Consider the following 15,945-nt stretch of genomic DNA (forward strand, 5'->3'; position numbering starts at 1 on the left):
CCAGCGGAATGCGACCCGGGATCCAGCAGGGGAAGTCGCGCAGCGGCCGCTCGTCAGCCACCGTGGAGACAACCGGAGCCGCTTCGCGGCAACTCACCGTGCTGGGTCTCGGATCTCCTTCCGCTGGCGCTGTAGTCGTGCAGGCCCGAACGGGCCCGGAAAGAGGGAGCGCGAAGGGGGCGGAGACCCTGTGATCCGGTTTGCGAAGGATCCGTCCGGAAACCGGATCACTCCGCGGCCTGATCGAACGCGTCCTCCCCCACGCCCAGGAACCCGCCCGACTGGCGCTCCCACAGCCGGGCGTAGAGTCCGCCGCGGCGGACCAGCTCCGCGTGGCGGCCCTCCTCCACGATCCGGCCGCGGTCGAGCACGATCAGCCGGTCGAGGGCCGCGATGGTCGAGAGGCGGTGCGCGATGGCGAGCACCGTCTTGCCCTGCATGAGCGTGTCGAGGGAGCCCTGGATCGCCGCCTCGACCTCCGAATCCAGCGCCGAGGTCGCCTCGTCCAGGATCAGGATCGGCGCGTCCTTCAGGATCACCCGGGCGATGGCGATGCGCTGGCGTTGGCCGCCCGACAGCTTGACGCCCCGCTCGCCCACCTGCGCGGCGTAAGCGGTGCGGCTCCGGTGATCCTCCAGCCCCAGGATGAAGTCGTGGGCATGGGCGAGCCTGGCCGCCGCGACGATCTCCTCCTCGGTGGCGTCGACCCGGCCATACGCGATGTTGTCGCGGATCGAGCGGTGCAGGAGCGAGGTGTCCTGGGTCACGACCGCGATCTGGCGGCGCAGCGACGCCTGCGTGACGCCCGCGATGTCCTGCCCGTCGATCAGGATGCGCCCGCCCTCGAGGTCGTGCAGGCGCAGGAGCAGCGAGGTGATCGTGGTCTTGCCCGCGCCGCTCGTGCCGACGAGGCCGACCTTCTCGCCGGGCTCGATCGTGAGGCTCAGATCCTCGATGACGCCCCGATCCTCGCGGCCGTAATGGAAGCTGACCCGCTCGAAGGCGATCCGCCCCTCCGTCACGGCAAGCTCGCGCGCGTCCTTGAGGTCCACGATGGCGTGCGGGCGCGCGATTGTCTGCATGCTCTCCTGGATCACGCCGATATTCTCGAAGAGCCCCCGCACGGTCTGCATCACCCAGCCCGACATGGCGATGAGGCGCAGCACCAGCGCGAGCCCCGCCGCCCCCTCGCCGGTGGTCATGCGCCCCTGCGACCAGAGCGCCAGGACGGCGCTCGCCGTCGCGACGATCAGCGTCGAGTTGAGGAGCGCGAGCGTCCCGGTCGTGGCGGTGATGAGCCGGAACGAGTGCAGGTAGGCATCCGTGTGGGCGGTCGTCGCCTCGCGCACCGCCGAGCGCTCCTCGCGGTCGCGGGCGAAGAGCTTGACCGTCAGGATGTTGGTGTAGCTGTCGACGATGCGCCCGATCAGGGTCGAGCGGGTATCCGCCACCTTGAGCGAGCGGGCGCGGGCCCGCGGCACGAAATAGCCGGTGAGCCCTGCATAGGCCAGGATCCAGACCGCCACCGGCAGCACCAGCCAGGGGCTGATCGACGAGAACAGGCCGACCGCCGTGACGGCGAAGATCGCGACGTACAGGAGCGTGTCGATGAACACGACCGCGAGTTCGCGCACCGCCGGCCCGACCTGGGTCACCCGGTTGGCGAGCCGCCCGGCGAAATCCGCCTGGAAATACGACAGGGAATGGCCGAGCGTGTAGAGATGGGTGCGCCACCGGATCATGTTCGTGGTCTGGGGCACCACGAGCTGGTTCGAGAGCGCCTCGTGCAACCAGGACAGGGCCGGCCGCACCACCAGGACCAGGAGCCCGGCGAGGATCAGGCCGGTGCCGTGCTCTGCCCAGAGCGTCGCGGGCGCGGATTTCGCCAGGATGTCGACGAACCAGCCCATCAGCAGGTAGAGCGAGGCCTCGACGGTGCCGGCGGCGAGCCCGACGAAGAACAGCACCACGAGGGCATTGCGCACAGGGCGCAGGTAGTAGCCGGCGAAGCCCGCGACCGTGCCGGGGGGCTGGCGCTCCTCGTCGAAGGGCGCGAACGGGTCGATGCGGCGCTCGAGCCAGTCGAGGAACATGCCGGAACCTTCGTGGGGGATCGGATCCGTTTAGGTATTCTGCCTTGACGGCCTGCCAACCGGGGGGCGATGCCGCAGGGGCCCGCGCCTTGACGCTTGCCTTGACCCTTGCCGCCCGATGCTGCGCCTCGCTCTCTTCCAGCCCGACATTCCGCAGAATACCGGCACGATGCTGCGGCTCGCCGCCTGCCTCGGCGCGGCGGTGGAGATCATTGAGCCGGCAGGGTTCGACGTCTCCGACCGGCATCTGCGCCGCTCGGGGCTCGACTATCTCGACCACGTGACGATCACGCGGCACTGCTCCTTCTCGGCCTTCGAAGCGTGGCGCCGGGAGGCGGGGCTGCGCCTCGTGCTCGCCACCACCGCGGGCGCCCTGCCCTATACGGATCTCGCCTACGGGCCGGACGATTGCCTCCTCGTCGGCCGCGAATCCGCCGGGGTGCCGGAGGCGGTGCATGCGGCCGCCGATGCCCGCGTGGTGATCCCGTTGCGGGCGGGGCTGCGCTCCCTCAACGTCGCGGTCGCCGCCGCCATGATTTTGGGCGAGGCGATGCGGCAGACAGGCGGCTTCCGGCACCCGTGACCGGCCGCGAACCGGCCCGCGAGGCCGGGGCGTCGGGAGCCCGGGCCACGCCCTGCCCGCGCTTGCCAGGCTGAAGTAACCGCGTGAATTCGCGCGCGCCTCTCCGGCCGGCGCGGCCATCTTGGCCGACTGGTCTCGACACGAGCCCTAGAGTAAGCCCGGCCTTGCGCAGGAGTTTCCCTTGCGTTATGTTCCCGCCATCCAGGCAGGATGAAGCGGAGACGGATCCGGTGTCGAGCCACGAGTCGCGCGCGCTGTCCGCTTCGGAACTGATCGACACGCTCGCGGCGATCGGCCGGACGGTCGCCAGCCTCAACGCGGCGGGCAAGCAGATCCGCGTCGCGGTTGTGCCGGACGGGTTGTGGATCGACGTCTTCGCGCCGGGCCGCTCGGAACTGAGCCGGCTGATTCCGACGCACCAGGTCTCCCGCATGGCGCCCTACGCGATCGCGCGCGAGATCGAGGCCCTAGGCCGCACGATCTGAGGTCATATGCCAACGGGCATTGGACATGACCGTTGGTTCCGCTCTCGAACTTTCGCCAAGCCTCGTCACAAAGCCTTTGGCTTGGTTTCGAAAATTCGAGACAGGTCAACGGCCCGATGCGTCAGCACCCGCTGCCTCAGCAGCCTGGGCCGTTGGTATTACGGATGGGCTGGCGCCGCCCCGGGCCCAATCAGTCCGCCTGGGCGACGCGGGTCGAGCGGCGCTGCGCGGTCCAGCGCCCCGAGCAGAGCGAGGAGACCGTCCAGGTGCCGGCGCCGGAGGAGGCCTGCAGCCGTCCGGAGGCGGCCCCGCTGGCGCCGCCGCGCCGCACGGTGAGCCCGACGCTGCCATCCTCGCCGATGCGGCCCGTGACCGTGGCGCCGCCCTCGTCCAGGGAGGCGAGGCGGATGTTGCCGTCGCGCACGCTGAGCGAGACGGTGGTGCGGCTGTCGCACAGGCCCGATTCGGTGACGAGCTGCACGGTCCAGGTGCCGTTGTAGCCGCGCGCCTCGCTCGACACTGCGGGCAGCGACGAGACCAACCCGGCGGTGAGTGCGAGCGCGGCAGCGGCGGACTTGATGAGCATGATTCCCCCTCGGTGGTGGATGCCGGGCGCGACGCGGACCAGACGCGGCCGGGCCCCTCCGGGCCCGTCGCGTTCGCCTCGGCGATAGCGTGGATGGGGGCATTAAACCGACGGAGCGGGCGGAAATGGGGCGGCCGCGATCGGTTCCACCTTGCGGATGCTAAAAAGGTGGACTTTTCGCCGCGGCAGAGGCCCGCGAAAGCTTGGCCGATCTTGCGGCGCCGCTTGCTGGACTGCGGCTTGACCTGAACCGTTGTTCAGATTGCGGCCATGCGGCGGCGCAGATCCGCATCCGGCAGCGGCCCGGTGCCGGCGCGCAGGTTCGCCGCCATGTGCTCCGGCCGGCCGGTGCCGGGAATCGCGCAGGTCACGGCCGGGTGGCTCACGACGAATTTCAGCAGGATCTCGGCCCAGCTCCCGCAGCCGAGCGCGGCGGCGTAATCCGGCAGCGGGCGGTCCTTCAGGCGGCGCAGCAGCCCGCCCCCGCCGAAGGGCCGGTTGACCAGCACGGCGACGCCCCGATCGGCGGCGAGCGGCAGCAGGCGCGTCTCGGCGGCCCGGTCGTCGAGGGCGTAGTTGATCTGGAGGAAATCCAGGGGCTCGGCCCGCAGCACCGCCTCGACCTCGTCGTAGGCGCTCTCGGTATAGTGCGAGATGCCGAGATAGCGGATCCGCCCCTCCTGCTTGAAGGCCCGCAGCACCGGCAGGTGGGTGCGCCAGTCGACGAGGTTGTGGATCTGCATCAGCTCGATGTGCTCGGTGCGCAGCCGCGCGAAGGACTGGCGCATCTGCGCGAGCCCCGCCTCGCGCCCGCGGATCCAGACCTTGGTGGCGAGGAAGGCGCGGGACCGCGCGCCGGAGGCGGCGAGAAGGTCGCCCGCCACCGCTTCCGCGCGCCCGTACATCGGCGAGGAATCGATCACCCGCCCGCCGCCGTCGAGCAAGGTGCGCAGCACCTCCGCCAGCCGCGCCCGCTCGGCCTCCCTCTCCCCGACGTCGAAGCCGATCCAGGTGCCGAGCCCGATCACCGGCAGGCTCTCGCCGCCCGACGGGATGGTGCGCTGGTGCATGCCGCCCTCCTGCGCCGCCAAGCCCGTTGCGGCGAGCGCGGCGGCACCCTGCAGGACGCCCCGGCGGGTCGGTCCCGGCTGTGTCGCAGGCATGCCACCCTCACCTGATCGCGCCGCGCCGTTCGCGAAACGCGCGCGGCGCCTCGCCGGTGCCCTTGGCGAAGAAGCGGGAGAAATAGGCCGGGTCCGAGAAGCCGAGGCTGTAGGCCACTTCCGCGATGCCGAGATCCGAGTAGAGCAGCGTGCGCTTGGCTTCGAGGAGCCGGCGGTCGCGGATGATCCGGCCGGGGCTCGCGCCTGTCACCGCCCGCACCGCGGCGCGCAGGCGGGCGGGCGTCACGCCGAGGTCGCCCGCATAGGCATCGAGGGGCCGGTCCGTCCGGTGATGCGCCTCCACCGCCTCGCGGAACCGGGCCACCAGCACCGCCTGCGGCCTCGGCTGCGCGAGCGCGCCCTGCGCTGCCTGCCGCTGCCGCAGCACCGCGACGAGAAGGACGAGGAGATGCCCCTCGATGGCCGCGCGCCGGCCCGGCGCCGCCCAGGCGAGCTCGCGGGCGAGTTCCGCGATGCATTCTCCCGCGGCGCCCGCCTCGCCCGCCGGGAGCGCGGCGGGCGCCGCGAACAGGCCGGCGAGGTCGGGCTCGCGCCGGGCGAGGTCGCGCAGGTAGCGGTCCGAGAGGGTCAGCACCGTGCCGACCGTCTCGTCGTCGAAGCGGAAGCCGTGCACGGTGGCGGCAGGCACCAGCAGGAGGCAGGGCGCCGCGAAGGCGATCGTCTCGGCCTCCGCCCGCATCACGCCGCCGCCCGCGGGCAGGTGCAGGATCTGGTGCAGATCCGTGTGCACATGCGGGCGGATGCTCCAGCGGTTCGGCCGGCTGCGATCGTCCAGCGCCTCCAAGTGCAGGAAGCGGTCGTCCACGTCCCGCGGCGCCTCCCCGTAGAGGAAGAAATGCGGAACCACAGGGATTTGCGCGGAGGATGGTTGCATCGCGGGCGACCTCTCCCGGCCGGTCGGGGATAGCGGAAAGTCCAACTTATTCGCCGCGGCGTCCATCGCCAGGGCCGGCGGGCGGGCGCATCATCCGGGCAGAGAAGACAGGCCGCGCGCCACGCTGCGCGGCGGCCCGGGAGAAACACCAGGAGTCGCGCATGCGCACGCAGGTCGCCATCATCGGGGCCGGACCGGCCGGCCTCTTCCTCGCCCATCTGCTCGCCCGGGCGGGCATCGACGCCGTGGTGCTGGAGCGGCGCACCCGCGACTACGTCGAGGGACGGGTGCGGGCGGGCGTGCTGGAGCAGGGCACCGTGGCGCTGCTCGCCGAGCTCGGCCTCGATGCACGCCTGAAGGCGGAGGGCCTCGTCCATTCCGGCACCAACCTCGCGTATGACGGAGAGATCTTCCGCATCGATATGGCGGCGCTGACCGGCGGATCCGCCGTCACGGTCTACGGCCAGCAGGAGGTGATGCGCGACCTGTTCGACGCCGCCCCGGCACGGGGCGTGCGGATCGTCTTCGAGGTCGAGGACGTGGTGCTGGAGGATATCGCGACCTCGTCTCCCTCGGTGCGCTACCGGGTGGGCGGCGAGGCCCGCAGCCTCGCCTGCGAGTTCATCGCGGGCTGCGACGGCTCCCACGGCGTCAGCCGCGCCTCGATACCGGCCGAGGTGCTGAGAGTGTTCGAGCGGGTCTATCCCTTCGGCTGGCTCGGCATCCTGGCGGAGGTGCCGCCGGTCACCCACGAGCTGATCTACGCCAACCACCGGAACGGCTTCGCCCTCGCCAGCATGCGCTCGTCGCACCGCAGCCGCTACTACGTCCAGGTCGGCCTCGACGAGCGGATCGAGGACTGGCCGGACAGCCGCTTCTGGGACGAGCTGGCGCTGCGCCTCGGGCCGGAGGTCTCCGCCGGCCTCGTGCGCGGCCCCTCCTTCGAGAAGAGCATCGCCCCGCTGCGCAGCTTCGTGGCCGAGCCGATGCGCCACGGCCGCCTGTTCCTGGCGGGCGACGCCGCCCATATCGTGCCGCCGACCGGCGCCAAGGGCATGAATCTCGCGGTGTCGGACGTCGCCATGCTGGCCGAGGCCCTGGTGCGCCATTATCGCGACCGGGATTCCGCGGGCCTCGACGGCTATTCGGCCCGGGCGCTCGCCCGGGTCTGGAAGGCGGAGCGGTTCAGCTGGTGGTTCACCGGCCTCACTCACCGCTTCCCCGACATGGACCCCTTCGCCCGCCGCATGCAGGTGGCCGAGCTCGCCTATATCCGCGAGTCGCAGGCGGCCCAGACGGTGCTGGCGGAGAACTACGTGGGGCTGCCGCTGCGCTGATTCCGGCTCATACGGTTTCCGGTCGATCCGTTCGGAGACAAGAGGGCGCGGGAACCGCGGGATCCCCTCTCCCGTGCGGGAGAGGGGTAGGGGTGAGGGTCCCGGACCCTTCAGAATAAAACCGAGACGGCAGTGCTGGCAGCGGGCCGGTTCCGTCTTCTTGCTGAACCACCTGGACCCTCACCCCTGCCCCTCTCCCGCACGGGAGAGGGGTTCCCCGCGCATCCTCGTTTCGGAACGGATCAACCGGAAACCGGTTCACTCGCCCTCCCCGGTGCGGATCAGCTCTCCGGCCACGTCCCCGAGTCGCGGCGCGGGCTCGCGGAGGAAGGGCAGCGGGCGGCAGACCGCGAGCGCCGCGAGGCCGAAGCGGGCGGTCATCAGGCCGTTGAGCACCCCCTCGCCGAGCTTCGCCGAGATCCGGGCGGCGAGCCCGAGGCCCAGCACCTGCTGGATGAGGCTGTCGCCTACCGCGACGCCGCCTGTGACGGCGAGATGCGCGAAGGCCGCACGGGCGAGCCGCAGGAATCCGAACAGGCCCGGGCGCCCGCCATAGATCGTCGCCACGCGCCGCAGGAGCCGCACCGCCGCGAAGACCACGAAGGCGACGTCCACGATCGCCCGCGGGCTCAGCGCCGTCACGGCCGAGACCTGCTTGGCCGCATCCGCCACCGCGGCCTTGGCCATCCGGTCGAGGGAGCCCAAAAGCTCGTGCTCGGCGATGCCGAGCCGGTCCTCCACGTCGAGGATCGCCTCCGCGACCGTGTCGAGCCGCCCGCGCGCCGCCGCCAGGCCCGGCCTGTCGGCATAGAGGGCGGCCACGTCCCGCACCACCGCCTTGGCGGCGGTGTGGTCGCGCGCGCTCAGCGCCTCCAGGGCCGCCTCGCGGATCGCCTCGATGCGCCGCTCGCGCAGCACGCCCGCGAGCTCCCGCCAGACGAGGGCGAGGAGTGCCACCGCGGCGAGCCCGAGGAGGGCCAGCGCCACGGCGCCGAGCCAGGGGGCGGCGGAGAACAGGTCGGCGATCAGCCGCTCGACCGCGAGCCCGATGCCGAGGCTCGCAAGGCCCCCCAGGGCCGACAGGAGCAGCGCCCCCCAGGGCGGGCCGGATCGGGGGGCGACCGGCACCGGCACCCCATCGGCCGCGTCCACGATCTCGAAGGGCTGCTCCACCACCCGCACGCCGTCGGGCAGCGGCGTCTCGGTGCCGGGGCTCGGCGGCGGCTGCTCCGCCGGCAGGCGGAAGGCCCGGGGCTTCGGAGGCTGGCTCATGGCACTCTCAGGCGAGGCGGTCGCCGATCAGGAACTGCAGGGCACGGTCGAGGCGGATCTGCGGCAGCCGCCCGGGGCGGCCGAGCGCATCGACCGCCACCCGCGGCGGGCGGAAGCGGGGAAAGCGCAGGGAGCCCGGCTCCACCGCCCCCTCCAGCACGGCCTCCGGGCGCTCGGGCAACTCGCCCGGGAAGATCGCCGCCTCGGCGGTTCCGTCGAAGACCTCGTCGCCGATCGCCTCGCCCGCCTCCGGCGTGCCGGCCACCGCCTGGAGCGTGTGGCCCCCCTCGTGCACCAGCGTCTCGCGGGTGGCGCGCACCGAGGCGAGCGCCACCGTGCCGACCCGCGCGCCCGCGGCCTCCGTGCGCCGCAGCGCCCGGGCGACGAGGAGGCGCAGCAGCGCGTCGAGCCGGTCGTGGCTCGCGTGGTGGAGATGGTCGGCCTTGGTGGCGGCGAACAGGATCCGGTCCGCCCGCGGGGCGAAGAGGCGCGACAGCACCGTGTTGCGCCCGACCCGCAGGCTCAGGAGGACGCGGTCCAGGGCGTCCTCCAGCTCCGCCAGGGCGGCTGCGCCCGCATCCACCGCGGCGAGCACGTCCACGAGCACGATCTGCCGGTCGATGCGCTGGAAGTGATCGCGGAAGAACGGCGCCACGACGCGGCTCTTGTAGGCCTCGAAGCGCCGCTCCATCAGGCCGCCGAGGCTGTCGGGGCTGGTCGGGCCGGCGAGCGCCAGCGGCGCGAAGGTCAGGGCCGGCGAGCCCGCGAGATCGCCCGGCATCAGGAAGCGCCCCGGCGGCGTGGTGGCGACGGCCTCCGGCCCCGCGCGCACGGCCGCCAGATAGCCCTTGAAGGCGTCGCTCGCCCGCTCGGCCACCACCTCGTCGAGGGGCTGGTTCGGGTCGAGCCCCCGCAGGGCCTCGAGCCAGGGCGCCGCGAGGGCGGCGCGGCCGGGCCGCTGCGCCCCGGCGATCGTCTCCCGCGACCAGCCCTCGTAGGTCTGCTCGATCAGCGCGAGATCGAGCAGCCACTCGCCCGGATAATCGACGATGTCGACCATCAGGGTCGCCGGGCCCGGCCGCCAGCCGGATTGCCGCTCGTAGTCGATGGCGAGCCGCAGCTGGCTGATCCGGTCGGTGGAGCGCGGCCAGCGGCGCTCCTGCGTGAGGGCACAGAGGTGCTCCTCGTAGGGAAAGCGCGGCACGGCATCGTCGGGCTGCGGCACGAGGCGCGCCCGGCGCAGGCGGCCCTCCTGCGAGGCCTTCAGGGCCGGCAGCGGGTTGAGGCCCGAGAGCTGATGGACGAGGGCCGCCGTGAACACGGTCTTGCCCGAACGGGCGAGCCCGGTGACGCCGAGGCGGACGGTCGGCTGGACGAGGAGGTCGCTCGATGCCTCGGCGAGGGCGCGGGCAGCCGAGCCGGCCCGCTCGACGAAGCTGGGGAGGAGCAGCACGCGGTCTTTCGCTCTCGCTTGATAAGTCGGGGTGGAGGTGGCGCCCGCCGGGCGCTTCCGCAAGGGCGGTCAAGGCTGATGCGGCGTCGCCAGGCCCTCGGCCCGCGGACGGGTCGTGTCGGCCCGCGCGATCGCCGCGGCGACGAGGGAAGGCGTCGCCTGGAGGCTGCCGAGTTCGACCGACGACATGGCGAGCAGCACCGGCGCGAGCCGGTCCGTGGCCCGCCCCTCCGGGTCGAACAGGCCGAGATCATCGCCGGCCTTCAGCCCGACGCTTCCCGCGATGCGAGCCGCATAGGCCTGGATGCGTGTCTCGTCCGAGCTGCACAGGGGCGCCGGCGGGCGCAAGGATGGCGGCAGGGCCGCGACCGAGGTGATCGAGGGGAGCGCCGCGGCCTCCGCGAGGAGGCGGTCGCCGTCGAGGATGCGGGAGGGCGTGACGGCGGCGGTCCTGGCCGGACCCGCCCGCGCGGGCGCCTCGCCGATCCCGGTTGCGATCGAGGGCGTCGCCATCAGGGGCAGCGGCCGGGCGGGGCCGCGCGGCCGCCCCGACAGGCGGGCGAGCGCCGACCAGGGCTGGACCCGCAGGGCCGGGCCGCCGGCGGAGGCCGGGCTCCCGGCGGGGGCCGGGGCGGCGGAGGGTCTGGCGGCGCGCCGGACCGGGAATCCCCGGCCGCGCGCCGCGAGGTAGCGCGCCCGCAGCGTGCGGCCGATGCCCTTGGGGGCGAGCGCCGCCAGCGCGGGCGAGGACGGGGCCGCCGCGACCGGAGCCGGGCGCCGGGCGGCCGCGACCGGGGCGCCGCATTCGGCCGGCGCCCAGCGCCGCACGATGGCGAGGGCCGAGCGGCGCCCGAGCACCGTGTAGTAGCGGCGCAGCAGCGAGACCGCGGCATCCGCCCCCTGCTCGGCCGTCGCGAAGCCGGTATGGCCCTCCGCATCGGCCCCGACCTCGCCGTCCCAGCCCGCGCGCTTGATGCACCAGTAGTTGTTGAGCTTGACGCAGCGGGCCACGAAGGCGGGGTCGACCGGCGCCGTCGCGGCGACCAGGGCGAGGGAGAGCGGTCGCAGGGACGTGCGCGTCTCCGCGCGCCAGTTCGACACGGCGCGGGACGAGACCTGGTAGAGGGGCGGCTCCGCGGCCGGGGCCGCGAGGGCCTCGGCCCGGGCGACGGTCTGCCGCCACTGCGCCGCGACCTCTGCGGCGCTTGTCCGTGCCAGGGCCGCCGCCCGGTCGGCGCCGTGGCCGAGGGCCGTGGCAAGGGCGAGGAGCGGGACGAGGAGCACGGGGCCGCCTCAGGGACGCCGAACGATCGCGGCAGCCGGTGTCATCGTGCGATCACCCTCCGATCCGACCGGGACCCCGGCGGCCGCGCGTCGGCGCGCGGCCGTGGGAAACGGCCGAGCCGCCATCCGGTTCAGTCGTCCTCGCCTTTGCCGAGGCTCTTCGGCGTCACGAACCGCTCCAGCGTGCCGGTGCCGGGCTGAACCTCCGGCCAGCGCGCGGCCGCAAGGTCGATCACCGCCACGGCTGCCGTCGGGAACTTCTTCGACAGGGCCCGCAGGCCGTCGCGATCCTCGTCGGAGAGGAGGAGATGCCCGAGATCCTGCAGGCCGGGATTGTGCCCGACGAGCATCAGCGTCGCGACGTCGTCGGCGACGCTGCGCACCACGTCGAGGAGCCGCGGGGCCGAGGCCTCGTAGAGCTGCGGCACCCGCTCCTCGGCCACCTCGGCCAGGGCGGGCTTGACGAGGGCCCAGGTCTCCTGCGTGCGGCGGGCGGGCGAGACCAGCACGCGGTCGGGCCTGAGGCCCTCCTCGGCGAGATAGGCCGCCATGCGGGGAGCCGCCGCGCGCCCGCGGGGCGCCAGCGGCCGGTTGCTGTCGGCCACGCCGTCCGGCCAGTCGGATTTGGCGTGGCGCAGGAGGATCAGGCGGCGCATCGGGGCCTCGTCGGGTCAGCGGCCGTCACGGCGGCTCAGGAAGGCGAGCTTCTCGAACAGGCCGACATCCTGCTCGTTCTTCAGGAGCGCCCCGTGCAGCGGCGGGATCAGCCTGCGGGGATCGCGCTCGCGCAGCTGCTCGGGCCCGATATCCTCCGCCATCAGGAGCTTCAGCCAGTCGAGGAGCTCCGAGGTGGAGGGCTTCTTCTTGAGCCCCGGCGCCTCGCGGACCTCGAAGAAGATGCGCAGGGCCTCCTCGACCAGCCGCCGCTTGATGCCCGGATAATGCACCTCGACGATCGCCTTCAGCATGTCGGCGTCCGGGAACTTGATGTAATGGAAGAAGCAGCGGCGCAGGAAGGCGTCCGGCAGCTCCTTCTCGTTGTTCGAGGTGATGATGACGACCGGCCGCCGGGCCGCGCGCACGGTCTCGCCCGTCTCGTAGACGTGGAACTCCATGCGGTCGAGTTCGAGCAGCAGGTCGTTGGGGAACTCGATATCCGCTTTGTCGATCTCGTCGATCAGCAGGACCGGGCGCTCGGGCGCCGTGAAGGCCTCCCAGAGCTTGCCGCGGCGGATGTAGTGGCGGATGTCCGATACCCGGGGATCGCCGAGCTGCGAGTCGCGCAGGCGCGAGACCGCGTCGTACTCGTAGAGGCCCTGCTGGGCCTTGGTGGTCGACTTGACGTGCCAGGTGAGGAGCGGCGCACCGAGCGCACGGGCGACCTCCTCGGCCAGCACCGTCTTGCCGGTGCCGGGCTCCCCCTTGACCAGGAGCGGGCGCTCCAGCGTGACGGCGGCGTTGACCGCGACCGCGAGATCCTGCGAGGCGACGTAGGTGTCGGTTCCGGAAAAGCGCATCGGCCCTCACATCCTGCTGCTTGACAGGACACTTAAGCGATGATGCGCGCGACGGCGAGTCGGGCCGGCGCCGCACCCGCGGCGCCGCCATCACAGATTGAATTGTGCAAGTCCGGCCATTAACACAGGTAAAAATCGGAAAAAGGGCCGCACTTTACCAGTGCGGCCCAGTACAGGGAGGAGATCCGCAGAGGAGCCAAGACGCTACACACTGCCTCCCGCCAACCCTTCTGCTGCATCAATGGTTCCACCGACCACGAATGCAGTTGGCGCGGCGGGCGTCGGGGAGCGGCCGGTCGGCCGCACCAGGCGCCGCCTCTTGGTCATGCGCGGCGAGGCGGGCGTGCCCGGCCCTCTGGCGGGTGGATGCTCGATCCCGTTTTCCGAAATGCAGCGGGTGCCGCATCCAGCCCCGCGTCCGATACGGACGGCCCGATTGTATCGTGCCCACCGTTGATTCGCGTAGCGCCACGCTGAAACCAACCTCATCCGGCCTCATTGCTCTTCTGCGCGGTTTAACCTGCGATAGCGGCGGTCGGGAGGGCGGAGGGGCGCCCGCGAGAGGGTCTGTGATGCGTCGTGCCGACACAGTCTTTCATTCTGCGCATGCCAGTTCGGATACGGCCGTGGCGCATGGCGTCGGACGGGGGCTGCAGGACATGTTCGGGCCGCCGCCGCAGGATTCCCTGCCGGATCATCTGCGCGACCTCGCCGAACTCCTGCTCGCCCGCGATGCGGTCGGGCGGCGGGAGGGCGCAGGACGCCATGCCGGACGGCACGAGCCGACACAGCTCGTGCTGGTCGTGGAGGACGACCCGGCCGTCCGCGACCTCGCTGTGGCGCTTCTGACGGAAACGGTGCTCGATGTCGTCGCCTGCGAGAGCGGCGAGGCGGCGGTGGCGCTCCTGAAGCAGCGCGGCAACGACGTCGCCATGGTGTTCACGGACGTCCGGCTTCCGGGGGACATGGACGGGGTCGCGCTGGCCCGGGCCGTGAGCCAGCTCTGGCCCGGCGTGCGGCTCGTGGTCACCTCCGGCTATGCCGACGGCCGCGTCGCGGGCCTGCCTCCGAGCGCCGTCTACATGCCCAAGCCCTGGCGCGCCCTCGACGTGCTGGCCCAGGTCGACCATGCGGTGCGCCATCCGGATCCGCCGGTCGTATGAGGCGCTGAAGCGGGGCACGGCCCGCATGTGCGCTGCCGCACAAAGCGGGTCGAACCATTCGCAGGTGCGAACGTCGTCTCCCCGAAGCCGCTTCGGCGGCCTGACAGCCGCTTCGGTGGCCAGAACGATGGAGAGACCGATGATTCTCAAGCCCCTCCTCGCCGCAGGCGCCCTGATCCTCGCCGCCGCCCCCGCCTTCGCGCAGGGCGGCTCGCCCTACAACGCCTCGGGGGCGCAGGCGGGCGGGCCCCGCGCGGGCCTCGAGCGCCGCTACGGCGCTTGGTACGACGAGCGGGTCAACCCCTCCGCGGTCTATCCACGCGAGCGTGCGCCCATCATCGTCGCCCCGCGCAGCCAGCCCATCCCGGGCTTCTTCGTTGAGGACTGATCCCTTGCGTGTGGCCGCCCTTGCGGGCGGCCACGGCTCGCCGGGCGCGGTCAGCCCGCGACCTGGTGGTTCCCCATGATCTCGAGCGCCCGCACCAGCGCCGAATGGTCGGCGTCTCCGGCCCCGTGCGCCACGCAGGCCGAGAAGAGCTGCTGGGCGAGCGCCGTGCCGGGCAGGCTGAGCCCTAAGGTGCGGGCCCCCTCCAGCGCGAGGTTGAGATCCTTCTGATGCAGCGCGATCCGGAAGCCCGGGTCGAAGCGGCGCGTGATCATGCGCTCCCCGTGCAGCTCCAGGATGCGCGACGTGGCGAGCCCCCCGGTGATCGCCTCGCGGACCTTGGCCGGATCGGCACCCGCCTTCGAGGCGAAGAGCAGGCCCTCGGCCACCGCCCCGATGGTCAGCGCGACGATGATCTGGTTGGCGACCTTGGCGACCTGGCCCGCGCCCGTGTCGCCCACATGCGTCACGGTCTTGCCCATCAGCTCAAGAAGCGGCCGCACCCGCGCCACCGCCGCCGCGCTGCCGCCGACCATGATCGAGAGCGCGGCGTTCTTGGCGCCGACCTCGCCGCCGGAGACCGGCGCGTCCACGTAGGCGCCGCCCTTGGCCGCGATGCGGGCCGCGAAGTCGCGGGTGGCGATGGGCGAGATCGAGCTCATGTCGACCACCGTCGCGCCGCGCCGCAGGCCCTCGGCGACCCCGTCCGCGCCGAACAGCACCAGTTCCACGTCCGGCGTGTCCGGCACCATCAGGATGACCACGTCCGAGCGCGCCGCCACCTCGGCGGCGCTCTTGCAGGCGATCCCGCCCGCCGCGACGAGCTGCTCCGGCACCTGGCGGCGGCTCTTCAGGTGCAGCCGGTGCCCGCCCGCGATGAGGTGGCCGGCCATGGGCGCGCCCATGATGCCGAGCCCGATGAATCCGACGTCCATTCCCGTCTCCTCTTGCCGGATGATCAGAGGCCGGCGCGGAAGCGCGCGGCGAGCGCCTCGGAGCTGCGCGCGAGCAGCCCGAGATCCGAGCCGATGGCGGTGAAGCGCGTGCCGGCGGCGGCGTAGCGGGCGGCCAGCTCCTCGTTCGCCGTCAGGATGCCGGCGGCCTTGCCGCTCGCGACGATGCGCCCGATCGTGCGCTCGATCTCCGCGACGACCTCGGGGTGGTTCTGCTGGCCGAGATAGCCGAGGCTGGTCGAGAGGTCGCCGGGGCCGACGAACAGGCCATCCACGCCCTCCACCGCCGCGATCTCCTCCAGGTTGTCGAGGGCGCGCCGGGACTCGACCTGCACCAGCACGCAGATCTCGCCGTTGCTGCGGGCGTGGTAGTTCGGGATGCGCCCGAAGCGGGCGGCCCGCGGCGCCTGCGAGAAGCCGCGAATGCCCTGCGGCGCGTAGCGCGTCGCGGCGACGACCCGGCGGGCCTGCTCGGCGTCCTCGATGTTGGGGATCATCAGCGAGGGCGCGCCCGCGTCGAGGATGCGCTTGATCGTGATCGGGTCGTCGCTCGGCACGCGCACCACGGGGGCGGCCGTGCCCTCCGCCATGGCCTGGAGCTGGGCGTAGATGTCGCGCAGGTCGTTCGGCGAGTGCTCCATGTCGAGGAGGAGCCAGTCGAAGCCCGAGCCCGCCACGATCTCGGTGGTGACCGGGCTCGCAAGGCTGCACCACAGGCCGATCTGCTGGCGGCCCTCGCGAAGGCCGGCCTTGAAGCGGTTGGTGAGGATGTCCAT

16 protein-coding genes are annotated in these 15,945 nt (G+C 72.5%); 5 read left to right on the forward strand and 11 right to left on the reverse strand.

The annotated features are described in order from the left end of the window. Positions 1-227: 227 nt before the first annotated feature. On the reverse strand, positions 228-2,093 hold the full coding sequence (locus tag MNOD_RS33430; protein WP_015933383.1) for an ABC transporter ATP-binding protein: 1,866 nt from the start codon (positions 2,091-2,093) through the stop codon (positions 228-230). 118 nt (positions 2,094-2,211) lie between these two features. On the opposite strand from MNOD_RS33430, the gene MNOD_RS33435 reads away from it, so the two are divergent. After that, the gene (locus MNOD_RS33435) at positions 2,212-2,676 is read left to right on the forward strand and encodes a tRNA (cytidine(34)-2'-O)-methyltransferase (protein ID WP_015933384.1); all 465 of its coding nucleotides are present in this window, start codon (positions 2,212-2,214) and stop codon (positions 2,674-2,676) included. 230 nt (positions 2,677-2,906) lie between these two features. Next, a complete protein-coding gene (locus MNOD_RS33440; RefSeq protein ID WP_015933385.1) occupies positions 2,907-3,161 on the forward strand; it encodes a hypothetical protein in 255 nt (84 codons plus the stop codon). 190 nt (positions 3,162-3,351) lie between these two features. Here MNOD_RS33440 and MNOD_RS33445 read toward each other — a convergent pair whose 3' ends face one another. The 3 genes from MNOD_RS33445 to MNOD_RS33455 all read right to left on the reverse strand — a co-directional run bounded on the left by MNOD_RS33445 (position 3,352) and on the right by MNOD_RS33455 (position 5,805). Further along, a complete protein-coding gene (locus MNOD_RS33445; protein ID WP_015933386.1) occupies positions 3,352-3,747 on the reverse strand; it encodes a hypothetical protein in 396 nt (131 codons plus the stop codon). Between the two features lie 257 nt (positions 3,748-4,004). After that, entirely contained in the window at positions 4,005-4,910 is a 906-nt protein-coding gene (locus MNOD_RS33450; protein ID WP_015933387.1) for an aldo/keto reductase, read from the reverse strand. A 7-nt stretch (positions 4,911-4,917) separates the two neighbouring features. Next, on the reverse strand, positions 4,918-5,805 hold the full coding sequence (locus MNOD_RS33455) for a helix-turn-helix domain-containing protein (protein WP_015933388.1): 888 nt from the start codon (positions 5,803-5,805) through the stop codon (positions 4,918-4,920). Between the two features lie 161 nt (positions 5,806-5,966). Here MNOD_RS33455 and pobA point away from each other — a divergent pair, with 161 nt between their 5' ends. Further along, a complete protein-coding gene (gene pobA, locus MNOD_RS33460) occupies positions 5,967-7,142 on the forward strand; it encodes a 4-hydroxybenzoate 3-monooxygenase (protein ID WP_015933389.1) in 1,176 nt (391 codons plus the stop codon). 258 nt (positions 7,143-7,400) lie between these two features. Here pobA and MNOD_RS33465 read toward each other — a convergent pair whose 3' ends face one another. From MNOD_RS33465 to MNOD_RS33485, 5 genes are all read right to left on the reverse strand, one after another. After that, positions 7,401-8,414, reverse strand: a complete 1,014-nt coding sequence (locus MNOD_RS33465; RefSeq protein ID WP_015933390.1) for a YcjF family protein — start codon at positions 8,412-8,414, stop codon at positions 7,401-7,403. 7 nt (positions 8,415-8,421) lie between these two features. After that, complete coding sequence (locus MNOD_RS33470; RefSeq protein ID WP_015933391.1) at positions 8,422-9,867, reverse strand: YcjX family GTP-binding protein; 1,446 nt, start codon at positions 9,865-9,867, stop codon at positions 8,422-8,424. Positions 9,868-9,936: 69 nt separating this feature from the next. Beyond that, a complete protein-coding gene (locus tag MNOD_RS33475) occupies positions 9,937-11,151 on the reverse strand; it encodes a hypothetical protein (protein WP_015933392.1) in 1,215 nt (404 codons plus the stop codon). A gap of 131 nt (positions 11,152-11,282) precedes the next feature. Then, positions 11,283-11,807: a SixA phosphatase family protein gene (locus MNOD_RS33480; RefSeq protein ID WP_015933393.1), complete on the reverse strand. Its 525-nt coding sequence runs from the start codon at positions 11,805-11,807 to the stop codon at positions 11,283-11,285. 15 nt (positions 11,808-11,822) lie between these two features. Beyond that, entirely contained in the window at positions 11,823-12,668 is an 846-nt protein-coding gene (locus MNOD_RS33485; RefSeq protein WP_015933394.1) for an AAA family ATPase, read from the reverse strand. A gap of 626 nt (positions 12,669-13,294) precedes the next feature. Between MNOD_RS33485 and MNOD_RS33490 the strand changes: the two genes are divergently transcribed. After that, positions 13,295-13,831: a response regulator gene (locus MNOD_RS33490; protein ID WP_043749905.1), complete on the forward strand. Its 537-nt coding sequence runs from the start codon at positions 13,295-13,297 to the stop codon at positions 13,829-13,831. Between the two features lie 139 nt (positions 13,832-13,970). Beyond that, positions 13,971-14,219: a hypothetical protein gene (locus MNOD_RS33495; RefSeq protein WP_015933396.1), complete on the forward strand. Its 249-nt coding sequence runs from the start codon at positions 13,971-13,973 to the stop codon at positions 14,217-14,219. Positions 14,220-14,269: 50 nt separating this feature from the next. Here the strand turns inward: MNOD_RS33495 and MNOD_RS33500 are convergent, their stop codons facing one another. Both MNOD_RS33500 and MNOD_RS33505 read right to left on the reverse strand, forming a co-directional pair. Further along, on the reverse strand, positions 14,270-15,151 hold the full coding sequence (locus MNOD_RS33500) for a 2-hydroxy-3-oxopropionate reductase (RefSeq protein ID WP_015933397.1): 882 nt from the start codon (positions 15,149-15,151) through the stop codon (positions 14,270-14,272). 23 nt (positions 15,152-15,174) lie between these two features. Continuing rightward, the gene (locus MNOD_RS33505) at positions 15,175-15,945 is read right to left on the reverse strand and encodes an HpcH/HpaI aldolase family protein (protein WP_015933398.1); all 771 of its coding nucleotides are present in this window, start codon (positions 15,943-15,945) and stop codon (positions 15,175-15,177) included.

Origin of the sequence: Methylobacterium nodulans ORS 2060 (assembly GCF_000022085.1) — a bacterium.
Classification (GTDB): domain Bacteria; phylum Pseudomonadota; class Alphaproteobacteria; order Rhizobiales; family Beijerinckiaceae; genus Methylobacterium; species Methylobacterium nodulans.